Genomic DNA, 13,365 nt, shown 5'->3' on the forward strand with positions numbered 1-13,365 from the left:
GTCAGGCTGCCCGCGAGGATTGCCCGATGGTCTCGTAATGCCGGCCGAACCGGTTGGCGAGGAAGTCGGCAAGCGCGATCTCTTCCTGCCGGACGAAACCGTGGCCGCGCACCTTGTGTGCCGCCAGCATGTCGAGCACGGCGCAGATGCCGGATGCGGTGGTGATCTGGATGGCGCTGCGGGTGACGCCGCCGATCGATGCCGAGCGGATATGGTTGGCGTAGTTTTCCTGCATCAGCTGCCCCCCGCGCATCCCGGTGACGGTCACGAACACGATCACCACGTCCTGCATGGTGATCGGGATCGCGGTCTCCAGGATGTCCTTGAGCAGTGGGCGGCGGTCGCGCAGGCCGAGATCGTGCAGCAGCATCCGCATGATCGCCGCATGGCCCGGATATCGGATGGTGCGGTAATTCAAGTTGCGCACCCGGCCGGCCAGCGTCTCGCACAGCGACCCAAGGCCACCAGAGGTGTTGAACGCCTCGTAGGCGACACCGTCGAGCGCGAAACTCTCCAGCTCCTCCAGCGGCAGGGTCTGGCGCAGCATGCCGTCGACGATCGCCTCGCACGGCTCGCAGTATTCGTTGATGACGCCGTCAGTGCTCCAGGTCAGGTTGTAGCCGAGCGCGTTGGACGGAAACTGCGGCAGCGCACCGACCCGCATGCGCACGTCCTGCAGGCTGTCGAAATGCTGCACCAGGTCGTGCGCCACGATGGTGATGAAGCCGGGCGCCAGGCCGCATTGCGGGATGAACGCGGTATCGGCGCCCTCCGCCAGGCCACGCACGATGCGGGTGCTGGCGACATCCTCGGTGAGATCGAGGTAGTGCGCCCGGGCGGCCTTGGCAGCGGTGGCGATCCGGGTGGTGAGCTGGAACGGACCGGCATTCAGGACCGCGAACATGCCACCCAGGGCGTTGGTCAGCGCCGCCTCGTCGGCGATGTCGATGACCTGGCGCTCGACCGGCTGGCTGGTCTGCAGGCGTGCCAGCTGGTCGGCATCGCGATCGAGCACGGTAACCGCGTAGCTGCCGCACGATGCCAGCAGTTCGGCGATCATCGTCCCGATCTTGCCTGCCCCGATGATGGCGATTTTCTGCATGGGCAGGCTCTCCGTTTGCTTGATGTCCATCCTGACGCGAGCCGGGGCGACGGCGAGACGCCAAACGGCGGCGATACGGCGGCAATCTCGGCGTATCGACGCGAATGCCGCCGATGTGCCGAAATCGTGATCGGCCTGGTTGATCGATGGCACGCGCTGACCAAATGATGCGTCGGTGCCGATCAGGCCCGGACAGCTACTGCGGATCCGACGTGTACGCATCAGACGACGTCAACGCGCTATTGGCCGCAACCGCATTTCTGCAGGACGGCGGCGATGCCGGGCTGCGGCTCCGCGCAACCGACTGGTCCGCCTCGTCGCTGGGCGAGCCGTCCGGATGGCCGCAAGGCCTCAAGGCGGCGATCGGCCTGCTGCTTCCCTCGCGTGCGCAGATCTGCCTGTTCTGGGGCCCGGAGCTGATCGCGTTCTACAATGACGGCTACAGCGTCGCGATCGGCGACAATCATCCCTCCGCACTTGGAAAGCCGGCGCGGGAGGGATGGTCCGCGCTGTGGGACGTGCTGGAACCACTGCTGCAGGGCGTGATTCGCACCGGACAGGGATTCGAGGATGGCGGCCACCTGTTTGCACAGAAGCGGCACGGCTTCATCGAGCACACCTACTTCGACATCTCGTACAACCCGGTGCGCGGTGCCGAAGGCCGGGTCGAGGGCGTGTTCTGCATCGTCAGCGAACAGACCAGGCGCATCGTCGATGAGCGCCGGTTGAACACGCTGCGGATACTTTCACTGCGCCAGGGCATCGGCCACGCCGACGAGGCGGCACGCAGCTTCGTGGACGTGCTGGCCGATATCGGCCTGGCCGATACACCCTGTTCGATGGTGTATTTGCGCCAGCCGGACGGCACGCTCCGGTTTACGGCCGGCCATGGCGGCGAACCGGAACCCGACCTGCATCAGGTCCGGCCGCTGGGCGACCTGGCCGTCGACCCGAGGCTGGCGGCACTGGAGCGGGTCGCCCGGACCGGCCTGGTCGAGACGATCGATTGCCATCTGCTGGCCCGCTCGCCGGTGGAGGCCGCGAACCGGCTGGTTCTTCTGCCGCTGCATGCGGGACGTGAAATCACCGGCGTGCTGGTGGCGACCGAGAACAGGCACGTCCAGCCGGGAGCGGATTACAGCCGCTTCTTCGAGCTGCTGGCAGCCCAGCTTTCTGCGTTGCTATCGGCGGCCCGCGTGCTCGCGGAGGAGCGTCATCGCACCGCCGCCCTGGAACAGCAGGTTGCGGCCGCCTTGGCCGAGCGCGCGACCACGGAGGCGCAGCTGCGGCAGTCGCAGAAGATGGAGGCGATCGGCAAGCTGACCGGCGGCGTCGCGCATGATTTCAATAACCTGCTCCAGGTGGTCAGCGGCAACCTGGAGCTGCTGAGCCGCGACGTCGCCGGCAACGAGCGTGCGGAGCGCCGGATCGGCAACGCGCTGGCCGGCGTGGCCCGGGGCGCCAGGCTGTCCGGCCAGCTTCTCGCCTTCAGCCGCAAGCAGACGCTGGTGCCCAGGGTGGTTTGCGTCGAGCGGCTGGTGGCCGGACTGGACGACATGCTCAGGCGATCGCTGGGCGAGGCGATCGAGATCCGCACCACGATCCGCGACCGGATCTGGAACGTGCTGATCGATCCGGCGCAGATGGAGAACGCCCTGCTCAACCTGGCGATCAACGCCCGCGACGCGATGGAGGAGCAGGGGGATGGCCGCCGCCAGCTCGCCATCGAGGTGGACAACGTCCGGCTTGCCGAAGGCGATGCGCCGTTGCAGCCCGACGTATCCGCCGGCCACTACGTCATGGTCGCGGTCACCGATACCGGCAGCGGCATGACCCCCGATATCATCGAACAGGTGTTCGAGCCGTTTTTCTCGACCAAGCAGGAGGGTCGTGGAACCGGCCTTGGGCTATCGATGGTGCAGGGTTTCGTCAGCCAGTCCGGCGGCCACATCAGGATCGAGAGCGAGCCCGGACACGGCACCACCATCCGGCTCTATTTGCCGCGAACGACCCGGGCCGAGGATACCGACCCCGCGATATCGGCCAGCCCGGTGCAGGGTGGCACCGAAACGATCCTGCTGGTGGAGGATGATGACGGCGTGCGCGATATCGCCGCCGCCATGGTCGGCGAGCTCGGCTACAGAGTGCTGAGCGCCAAGGATGCAGCCGGCGCGCTCGATGTGATCGGGAGCGGCGCCGACGTGGATCTGCTGTTCACCGACGTGATCATGCCGGGCTGGTTGCGCGGTCCGGAACTCGCCCGCAAAGCGCGCGAACGCATCCCCGGCCTGCCTGTGCTGTTCACCTCCGGCTATGCCGACGACGCGATCCTGCAGGGCGGCCCGCTCGATGCCGGTGTGGGCCTGCTGGCCAAGCCGTACACGCGCGAGGCACTGGCGCAGAAGCTGCGGCAGGTACTGCCGATGTCGGGACCGGACCACGATGGCGGGCCGGCTCGCGACATGGCCGGGTCAAGGACGGTCCTGCGGCTGCTTCTGGTCGAGGACGACAAGCTGATCCGAGACAACAGCGCCGAGCTGCTTACCGAGGACGGTCATGTGGTGACCCGGGCAGCCAGTGCGGAAAGGGCGATCGAGGTCCTGGAGCAGGGGCAGATCGACGTGCTGATCACCGATCTCGGCCTGCCCGGGATCGACGGGCTGGAACTGGCGCGCATCGCCCGGCGGCAACGGCCGCTGCTCGGCCTGGTGTTCTCCACCGGCACCGATAGTCCAGACATCCTGGCATCGGGCCCGCTGGCGGACGCGGTGCTGCTTCGCAAGCCCTATGACAGGAAGTCCCTGGTCGCCGCGGTCGCGGCGGCGTCGGTGGTTCGCCGGTCAGTGCCGTAGCAGGGCGAGCAGCACCTCGGCGAGAATGAGCACGACGATCACGAACTCCATGGCCGCCGCGCGACCGCCCGAGGCTTCCTCGTAAAGGGCGGTGTAGGTATCGCGGATGATCGACAGCTTGCGATCGACGGCGGCGCTCACCACGCTGACCCGGAACAGATCCAGCGCCGCGGTGTAGATCCGGGCGAGATAGACGTCCTCGGTGACCTGCAGCGCGTTGTCCACCTTCTCGGTCAGCTCGGTCACTTCGGCGACCAGCGCATAGAAGCGGCGGGCCAGGCTGGCGAAGCGGCGCGAGCTCAGGAAGCCGCCGATCCGATGGGTCCTCTCGACGAGGTCGTACATGCGCGGCAGTTCGTCATCGAGCAGCTCGTCGTAGTAGCGCATCTCGAGCAGCTGGGCGTTCGCCACCTCGATCACGTCCAGCACATCGGAGTCGCCCCGTGGCTCGTACAGGAAGCCACGGTCCCAGGTCAGCACCACTAGGTCGTCGGTGTAGTAGGAGAAGCGCTTGCGCATCAGGTCGGCGCGCGCGCCTTCGGACAGGGGCAGAACCTCGCCGGAGAGCAGCGGCGTCAGGTCGTATCCGTCCAGCAACGAGGCCGCCGTCATCGGCCGGTCGAAGGCGTGCACCACGCCGACCAGGTAGTCTTCCTGGAGATCCGATCGTTGCGGACGCGTCATCGCGGTATCCAGCACTGCATGCATCTCGCCGGCGAGGCGCATCCAGACCGGATGGTCGGAGCCCGGACCGACCGCCACATCGATCGCATTCAGCAGATCGGAGAACTCAGGCCAGCCAAGATCCTTGACCGGCACCGCAAGCGAGAGGGTGAGCACGCCGAAATCATAGAGCCGCGCCGTAACGACCGCGGTGACCTGGCTGTCCGGCAGCGTAAGCAGCACCGGCTCGAGCGGCAGCACGATCGGCGGCACGTCGTAGGACATTGCCTTGGGCAAGGTCGTGTTGAGGCGTTTGCGTGCGCTGCTGGTGCCGGTGTGGCGGTGCCAGAGCTCCGCTGCCTGGACCAGATCGGCGGAGTAGGAAAAGTCGAACAACCGATATGCGATGATCTCGGCCGAAACGATTTTCAGCGCGTCCCGGGCTGACAGCAGAAAGCTCCTCGATCGGTCAATGACTTGTCGAGCGTAGCACGATCGATCGCTCCTGTCTGCCCGCCGCGGCCACCGGCGGCTTGCTACAGACCGGATGGCGCCTTGAAGCGGTGGCGTAACGTCACGATGGTGCGGCTTGCATGGGCGAGAAAGGCGGGGCGAAGTGATCCGGATCGAGACCGAGCGGCTGATACTGCGAACGCCGACGGAGGCGGATCTCGATGCCTACCTGGCCTATCGCAACGAGCCGGCCGCGCTGCTGGCGCAGCACCTAGAGCCCGCAGATCGGCAGGAGGCGCGGGCGTTCCTGCTCGCCCAGCAAGAGCTTTCCGAGGACGCGGCAGGCTGGCGGATGCTGGGGATCGAGCAAAAGCATCGGTCGGACGCCAAGGGCAGGATCGTCGGCGAGGTCGGCGTGTTCGTGGAGGCAAACAAGCCGGACGAAGGAAATGTGGGATGGTGGCTACATTCCGAGGCACGCGGACGTGGCCTCGCGACCGAGGCGGCGTTCGCGCTGCTCGGGTGGTGCTTCGACGCGCGCAGGCTGCACCGGGTGACCTCGGCATGCCTGGCGGACAACGCGGGATCGTTACGCATCATGCAACGGCTGGGAATGCGCATCGAAAGCCGGATGCAGGAGAGCCGCAAGCTTGGCGACGAATGGCATGACGAGATCGAATGCGCGATGCTGTCACGCGAATGGAACGAACGCAGCGACTGCAGCCGATCCTTGGCCGAGTTTCGCTCGCCGAACTGAAACCGTCAGTCGTGGTAGAGAACCGAGCGCCCGCCATCGATCGCAATGCTCGCGGCATTGATGAAAGGCGCCTCGTCGGACGCGAGAAACACCGCGGTCATCGCGACTTCCTCTGGGCGCCCGATGCGCTTCGGCGGATGCAGCGACTCCGCGCGGCTGCGTTCTGCGGCCGGATCGGCGAACGTGGCCCAGTAGTCGCGGGCGATCTCGGTATCGATGTAGCCGGGCGCGATGGCGTTCACCCGCACGCCCCGAGCCGCATATTCGATCCCGAGCGCTCGCGTGAGACCGAGCAGGCCGTGCTTGGCGACCGGATAGGGAAATGTTCCTGGAATGATCGTGCTCGAATGGCTCGATGCGATATTCACGATCGCTCCCTGCCCCTGCTCCAGCATGGAGGGCAGGGCGGCGCGGCACATATGCCAGACCCCGTCGAGATCGACCGCGAAGCAGCGCCGCCACTCCTCCGCCGATGTCTGCAGCGGCTCATGGAACACGTTGATGCCGGCATTGTTGACGAGGATGTCGAGCCGTCCGAACGCGGCCAGCGTCCGTGCCACGACCGCTTCCGCCGAAGCCGGCAGCGAGACATCGGTCTCGACGAACAGGGCGCGAGCCCCCTGCCCGCTCAACTCGGCCGCAATGGCGGCGCCGGTCACCGGATCCTTTTCCGCAATCACCACCGCAGCGCCCTCGAGCGCAAAACGCCGGGCGATGGCAGCACCGATGCCGCGGCCGGCGCCGGTGACGATCGCGACCTTATCGGCGAGGCGGCCGGCCATCACCAATCCACCACGGTGCCATCGGGAAGCACTGCCTCGGTCGCCGCAAGGATCTCCTGCTTGAACGGGTGCCTGGCCGCGACCGTTTCGTCGATCTCGATGCCGAGGCCCGGCGCTTCGGGAAGCTGCCAGTATCCGTCGACCATGCGGATCGGGCCCTGCAGCACCTCGCCGTACCACGGCACGGCACCGGCCATCTCTTCCTGGATCACGAAGTTCGGGGTCGCGATGTCGAAATGCAGTGCTGCCACGCCGGCGAGAGGCCCAAGCGGATTATGCGGCGCGATCCCGACACCCGCCACTTCCGCCGCCGCCGCGATCTTGCGCGCTTCGGTAAAGCCGCCGACATGGCAGAGATCGGGCTGCGCGATATCGATCGAACGGTCGCGGAACAGCGGCGCGAATTCCCAGCGATCGACCAGCCGCTCGCCGGCCGCAAGCGGCACATGGGTGCGTGCCGCGAGCATGCGCATGCCATCGGTGTCCTGTGGCGGCAGCGGCTCCTCGACGAACAGCGGCCGTCCCTCGGCAATCGCGTCGATGTAGTGGAGGGCCGCGCCGACGGAGGCGCAGCGACCGTGGAAATCGACCATCAGCTCCACGTCGTCCCCGACGGCCTTGCGCAGTTCGGCCATCATCCGGGCCACGTTGTCGATCTCGCGTGGCGGAGCCGTATAGTGGGTGTACGGGATGAACACGACCTTCATGGCCGTGTAGCCACGCGCCAGGACCTCGTGCGCGCGCTCCACCAGCGGTCCGACCGACATGCTATTGTACACTGCATCGATCTGGCCGAGGCCCAGATGCGTGTAGACTTTGACCTTGTCGCGCATCTTGCCGCCGAGAAGCCGCCATACGGGCACGCCGAGACTCTTGCCCAGTATGTCCCACAGCGCCACCTCGATGCCGGCGACGGCGCTGGTGCCGATCACGCCGATGCGCCAGAAACCATGCTTTTGCATGATGCGCAGCAACTGCTCGATATCGCGCGGATCGCGACCGATGATGAGCGGCGCCAGATCCTCGACCGCACCCGCGACCGCGCGGGTCTTCCACTCCAGCGTCGCCTCGCCCCAGCCATACAGGCCGGGCTGGTCGGTATCGACACGCACGAAGATCCAGTTGCGCATCTCGGCATTGACGACGACGGTACGAATACCGGTGATTTTCATGCGGCTTTCCTGACGAGCCCGGTCGCTTCACGCGGACGGAACGATACCGACCGGCTAAGTGTTTCGCCGGGTGCCAGCACAACCAGTCCGGCAAGATCGGCCGAGCGATGGGCGTTTGCCGCATGGGTCATCGGCTCGAAGCAGAAATAGTCCCCGGTAAAGTCCGGTTCGAAGCGACGGTCCGACATGAAGACGTAATAATCCTCGAAGGCCAGGTCCGCGTCGATCGCCAACGCCAGCTGCCGCTCGGGCCAGGCGATCTCGGCGGTGCCGTTCCAGCCTGCAAACCCGTTATTGATCCAGCGCCGCGGCGGCATCGTCGGCTGCCGGAAATCGAGGTCCGGCGGAACCGCCTCGCGTACGCCGGGCATGAACTCGGCTTCTTCCGGATAGAAGCCCCTGGCAGAAGCCTGGAGCGTGGTGCCCGGCGTCAGCGGATAATAGGGGTGCAGGCCGAGGCCGAACGGCAACGCGCTACCGCCCTGGTTGGTGACCCCCAGCGCGACGACGAGTTTTTGGTCGGTCACCGTATAATTGATGGTCGCCGCATAGGCGTACGGGCTGAGGCGATCAGCGTCGCGGGTCATGGCGAAGGCGACGGACGTATCGGTGCGTGCGGAAACCGACCAATGGGACAGCCAGCCATCGCCATGCAGATAATGCCGGTCCCAGGGCTGGTTCGGCTGGAACTCGTACTCGCTACCCGCAAAGGAGAACCGGTTATCCAGCACCCGGTTGCAGAACGGCAGCAGCGGGAAGCAGGCTGCCTTCAACGGATCGCCGCCATGCGCCCTGCCGTCCCGCATCAACGGGATCTCGATGCCGTTGGTATCCCGCCAGACAAAACCGGCAATGACCGCGCCCCGGCGATCGAGATCGACACTCAACCGACCGGCCGTCAGGCGCACCGCATCCACGTCCGGCATCAATCCTCGACCCGGATGATGATCTTGCCCGACCGGCCGGTTGCCGCCAGCGCATAGGCGGCCGGCGCCTCGGTCAGGGCGAAGCGGTCGGTAATGAGATCGCGCGGATACAGCTTCCAGTCGGCAAGATCCTCGGCGCACTGGTCCATGTTGTGCAGGCTGGTCACCCACGAGCCGATGATGCGTCGCTGCTGGTGCATGAGGTCGTCGCTGACCTTGAAGGTGACCTCGCCGGTTTCGCCGATATAGACGCAGCGGCCCCAGCTATGGGTCGCCTGGAGCGCCAGCAGCCGTCCGCGCGCATTGCCCGAGCAGTCGAGCGTCACCGTTGCGCCGCCACGCGTGACGGTCCGGACCGCCTCGAGCGTGTCCGGGCCGGCGACGAACCCGTGCGTCACCAGGCCGAGCCGCGTCGCGGTGTCCACCCGATCCTGCTGGGTGTCGACGCCGATGGTCATTTTCGCACCACGGCCTTTGGCCAGCATCAGCGCCGCGAGCCCGACCGGGCCCAGCCCCACCACCATCACGGTATCGCTTCCCGAGACCTCCCCGCGCAGGATCCCCTCATAGGCCGTGCCGACGCCGCACGAGATGAAGCAGCCATCCTCGTAGGTGAGCGTGTCCGGTAGCTTGACGAGATCCTTCTCGTCGGCGACCAGATACTGGGCGTGGCCACCGTCCCGCTGCCAGCCATAGGCGGCGCGCATCGGATCCGTGCAGCTAATCTGGTAACCCTTTCGGCAGCTCCGGCAGAAACCGCATCCCGAGATGTGATATACGGCGACGCGATCGCCTTCCTTGAAGTGCCGGCAGCCCGCACCGAGGCTCTCGATCTGGCCGCTCGGCTCGTGGCCGGCAACGACCCCCATGTAGCGCGCACCCTTCTCGCCGACATGCTTGTGATAGATATAATGGATATCGCTGCCGCACAGGCCGGATGCCTTCATGCGCAGCCGAACCTGGCCGATCCCCGGCACCGGAACAGCAACTTCGCGCAGATCGACCTGATCGTTCCCCGGGAGGTAGGCCGCAAGCATCATGGACATCTTCAACGACCCTCAACTGTAATTCGGTGTCAGCCGTGCCGGCCCGAGCGACGCGCGGCCGCGACGTTCAGCAGCACCGCCGCCACGATGATCACGCCGCGCACCACGTCCTGCACGAACGAGTTGATGCCGTACAGCACCAGCCCGTCCGAGATGACGGTAATGGTCAGTACCCCGAGCAGCGTGCCCAGCATCGAACCGCGCCCGCCCGACAACGACGTGCCGCCCACCACGACCGCGGCGATCACATCGAACTCCAGGCCCGATGCGGCGCCCGCATTCCCGGTACCCAGGCGTCCCAGCAGCATGATCGCGGTGATGGCCGCCATCAGGCCGGAGATCGCGAACACCACGATCCGGATGCGCGTCACGTTGATGCCGCACAGATGTGCTGCATTGGCATTGCCGCCGACCGCGTAGACCGAACGTCCGAACGCCGTCTTGCGGGACGCGAACACGAAGGCTCCGAACAGCACGAACATCACGATCGCCGAAACCGGCAGGCCGAGCAGGTTGCCGCCGATCCAGTCCAGCGTATCGTTGTCGTCGAACGAGATCGGCAGCGCATTGGTCATGAACAGGGCAAGCCCGCGCAGCGCACTCCAGAGACCGAGGGTCGCCACGAAGGACGGCACGGTGAACACGGCGCGCAACACACCTGCAGACGCGCCGAGGGCGCTGCCGAGCACCAGGCCGCCAGCCAGTGCGACAGGAAGCGGCAGGTGCCACTTCAGGAGAAACGCCATGATGACCGAGATGAAGGCCACCATCGGCCCGACGCTGATATCGATCTCGCCAGCAACGATCACCAGGGTCTGCGCCCAGGCCGCGATGCCGATCGTGGCGCCGTCGCGCAGGATATTGACCTGGTTGTTGACGCTGAGGAACCCGGGCGATATCGCGCCGAAGACGACATAGAGTATCGCCACGATCGCGATGAGGCCGATCTCGTTCATGTGTCCCAAAAGGGACGGCAGAAGCCTGCGGGCCGGGATGGACGACGCTGTCGATGCACTCATGGGAGGCTCCCTTTCATCCGATGCAGGCAGCGAGAAGCTGCTCGGCATCGATCGCCGGAGCGACATGTTCTTCGGCCATGATGCCGTCGCGCAGGACCAGGACCCGATCGCAGACCTGGTCCAGTTCCTCGATCTCGCTCGACACGAACAGGATCGCCCGTCCTTCGGCAGCAAGGGCACGGATGATGTCGTAGATCTGGATCTTCGCCTCGACATCGACGCCGCGTGTCGGCTCGTCCATCAGCAGGATACGCGACTGCGCATGGATCCAGCGGCCGATCACCACCTTCTGCTGGTTGCCGCCCGACAGCGTCGCGATCGGCGTCTGCATCCGGGCGGTCTTCACATGCAGCCGCTCGACCACGGCGCGGGTCGCGAGCTCGATGGCCGGCGCCGACAGGATGCCTCGACGCTGGACGCGGCCGAAATCGGTCAGGACCGTATTCTCGTCGACACCCAGCAACGGCACGATGCCGTTCTCCTTGCGGCTCTCGGGCGTGTAGCCGAAACCGCGACGCATCATCGCCTTGTAGCCCGGCTTCTGGATCTTCTCGGTTCCAACATGGATTTCGCCAGCCGTTGGTGCACGCAGGCCCATGATGATCTCCAGGAGCTCCGTACGGCCCGAGCCGAGCAAACCGGCGATACCGAGCACCTCCCCCTCATGCAGATCGAGGTCGATGCCGGCGAGCTTCGGCGGCGACGCGATCCCCCGCACCGACAGGACGGTCTTGCCGATCCTGCTCCTGTGGGGAGCGCGCGTCTGTTCCGCACCGCCGAGCATCATCTGCACGATGTCCTCGGTCTTCGCGCCGGCCACCGGAAGCGTGGAGGCGACGCGGCCGTCGCGCATCACCGTGGCACTGTCGGCCAGGCGACGGATCTCGTTCATGCGATGGCTGACGTATAGAATGGCGACCCGATCGGCCGCGGCGTTGCGTACCGCCTCGCAGACCTGATCGACTTCCGCCGCTGCAAGGGAACTGGTCGGCTCGTCGAGAATGACCAGGCGCGGCGAGCCCAGGAAGGCGCGGGCGATCTCGACCATCTGGCGGGATGCGGGACTGAGGGTGCTTGCGAGTTGTCGCGGATCGAGCGTCAGCCCCAGGCGACGCATCGCCGCCGCCGACTGCTCGGCCATCCCGTGATGATCGAGCATCCCGGACCGTCTCGGCCAGTCACCGAGGAACATGTTCTCGGCGATGCTCATGTCGGGAACCAGGCTCAATTCCTGGTAGACGGCACGGAGCCCGCGTCGGGCGGCTTCGCGGGTCCGGCGCAGGCCGGACTCGACGAACGGCCGGCCATCGAGAAGAACGTCCCCGCTATCGGGTGTTTCAGCACCGGTCAGCAGGCGAATGAGGGTCGACTTCCCGGCGCCGTTCTTGCCGAGGATCGCGCGGACCTCGCCGGGCATCACGCTGAAATCGACCCGGTCCAGCGCCACGACGCCGGGATAGGTCCTGGTCGCGGCACGAAGCTCCGCGACCGGGCCCTGGTGCCCGCTCATGCGCCGGTGGCCGTCATCGCACCGACCGTTCCGGCATCATGGAATTCCGTCGCTGTGTGCACCGAGCCAAGCGTTCGCCTCGTCCGTCGTGGTGTAGAGGCCGATATCCGCCGGCACGATCCGGCTGCCCTTGCTCTTGCCATCGACGGCGTCCATCGCCTGCTGGATCGCAAGGCGTCCCACCGACTTGCCTGAGATATCCACGACCGCCTTGAGAATGGTGTGGGCCGCCAGCGCGTGACCGATATCGCTGGTCATGTCGCTGCCGAAGACCACGACCTTGCTGTTCCCGGCATGCTGCACGGCCTTGGTCGCACCGAGCGTGGCACCGCCGGACTCACCGAAGAATGCATCGAGATCGGGATGCGCGGTCATTATTTTCTCGGCGACTGCCACGGAGGTGTCGACGGTCGTGCCTTGCTGGTTGTCGACGAACGTCGCGCCGGGCACGCGAGCCAGCAGCGCCGTTTCGAAACCCTTGCGGCGGTTGATGCAGACTTCGACGAACTCGCAATTCACCACGGCGAGCTTCGGCGCGGTGAGACCGGCCTTGACGAAATAATCCGCCGCAGCGCCGCCGAGTTTCGAGCCGAATGCGACAGGGTCGCCGACGACATACGCATAGACGTATTTCTTCATCGCGGTGTCGTTGACGCAGGTATTGTAGCAGACGATGGGGATACCGGCCTGATGCGCCCGCTTGATCGCGTGCACCGAACCATCGGCCGATACGGCCGACAGCAGGATGGCCTTGACGTTGGCGGAGACGAGCGTGTCGATGAACCCGCTTTCCTTGGACGGATCGTCCTGCGCGGTGGTTTCCACCAGGCGGATCGGACGCTTCAGGGCGGCGGCGCCATCCTGCACGCCCTTGCGGACACCGGCGTAGTATCCTTGCGAATCGAGGTAGATCGCACCGATTCCGACCGGATCGGCGGAATGGGCAACCTGTGCGGATCCGACAAGCGCCACCGCGCTCGCCATGATCATGAACGACCTGAACGATCTCATTTCGACCCTCCCTCTGCGACATCCCTGCTTCCCGATCGTCCGGTGCGGGTATTATGATGTGGTAGCGCCACA

General features: G+C 66.0%; 11 protein-coding genes. 2 read left to right on the plus strand and 9 right to left on the minus strand.

The genetic code is table 11. From position 1 onward, the window contains the following. Position 1: 1 nt before the first annotated feature. The gene (locus HN018_RS16950) at positions 2 to 1,324 is read right to left on the minus strand and encodes a saccharopine dehydrogenase family protein (protein WP_338033985.1); all 1,323 of its coding nucleotides are present in this window, start codon (positions 1,322 to 1,324) and stop codon (positions 2 to 4) included. Between HN018_RS16950 and HN018_RS28470 the strand changes: the two genes are divergently transcribed. Then, entirely contained in the window at positions 1,315 to 3,954 is a 2,640-nt protein-coding gene (locus tag HN018_RS28470) for a response regulator (protein WP_239478771.1), read from the plus strand. The genes HN018_RS16950 and HN018_RS28470 overlap by 10 nt on opposite strands. Here the strand turns inward: HN018_RS28470 and HN018_RS16960 are convergent. Then, on the minus strand, positions 3,943 to 5,013 hold the full coding sequence (locus HN018_RS16960; protein ID WP_204259560.1) for a hypothetical protein: 1,071 nt from the start codon (positions 5,011 to 5,013) through the stop codon (positions 3,943 to 3,945). The genes HN018_RS28470 and HN018_RS16960 overlap by 12 nt on opposite strands. Positions 5,014 to 5,233: 220 nt before the next feature. On the opposite strand from HN018_RS16960, the gene HN018_RS16965 reads away from it, so the two are divergent. Further along, a complete protein-coding gene (locus HN018_RS16965; RefSeq protein WP_171832971.1) occupies positions 5,234 to 5,827 on the plus strand; it encodes a GNAT family N-acetyltransferase in 594 nt (197 codons plus the stop codon). 5 nt (positions 5,828 to 5,832) lie between these two features. On the opposite strand, the gene HN018_RS16970 is transcribed toward HN018_RS16965, so the two are convergent. Genes HN018_RS16970 through HN018_RS17000 form a run of 7 tightly spaced genes read right to left on the minus strand, consistent with a single transcriptional unit; the run spans position 5,833 to position 13,293 of the window. Further along, positions 5,833 to 6,609, minus strand: coding sequence for an SDR family oxidoreductase (locus HN018_RS16970; protein WP_171832970.1), 777 nt, complete (start codon positions 6,607 to 6,609; stop codon positions 5,833 to 5,835). Then, entirely contained in the window at positions 6,609 to 7,781 is a 1,173-nt protein-coding gene (dgoD, locus tag HN018_RS16975) for a galactonate dehydratase (protein ID WP_171832969.1), read from the minus strand. The genes HN018_RS16970 and dgoD overlap by 1 nt, the downstream gene beginning before the upstream one ends. After that, the gene (locus HN018_RS16980; RefSeq protein WP_171832968.1) at positions 7,778 to 8,707 is read right to left on the minus strand and encodes an aldose 1-epimerase; all 930 of its coding nucleotides are present in this window, start codon (positions 8,705 to 8,707) and stop codon (positions 7,778 to 7,780) included. Before HN018_RS16980 ends, dgoD begins: the two co-directional genes overlap by 4 nt. Next, positions 8,707 to 9,753, minus strand: coding sequence for a zinc-dependent alcohol dehydrogenase family protein (locus tag HN018_RS16985; RefSeq protein WP_171832967.1), 1,047 nt, complete (start codon positions 9,751 to 9,753; stop codon positions 8,707 to 8,709). The genes HN018_RS16980 and HN018_RS16985 overlap by 1 nt, the downstream gene beginning before the upstream one ends. Before the next feature lie 29 nt (positions 9,754 to 9,782). Then, positions 9,783 to 10,772, minus strand: coding sequence for an ABC transporter permease (locus HN018_RS16990; RefSeq protein WP_171832966.1), 990 nt, complete (start codon positions 10,770 to 10,772; stop codon positions 9,783 to 9,785). Between the two features lie 13 nt (positions 10,773 to 10,785). Beyond that, the gene (locus HN018_RS16995; RefSeq protein ID WP_171832965.1) at positions 10,786 to 12,282 is read right to left on the minus strand and encodes a sugar ABC transporter ATP-binding protein; all 1,497 of its coding nucleotides are present in this window, start codon (positions 12,280 to 12,282) and stop codon (positions 10,786 to 10,788) included. Between the two features lie 36 nt (positions 12,283 to 12,318). Then, a complete protein-coding gene (locus tag HN018_RS17000; protein ID WP_171832964.1) occupies positions 12,319 to 13,293 on the minus strand; it encodes a substrate-binding domain-containing protein in 975 nt (324 codons plus the stop codon). Positions 13,294 to 13,365: the final 72 nt, after the last annotated feature.

This window comes from Lichenicola cladoniae (genome assembly GCF_013201075.1).
GTDB lineage: Bacteria > Pseudomonadota > Alphaproteobacteria > Acetobacterales > Acetobacteraceae > Lichenicola > Lichenicola cladoniae.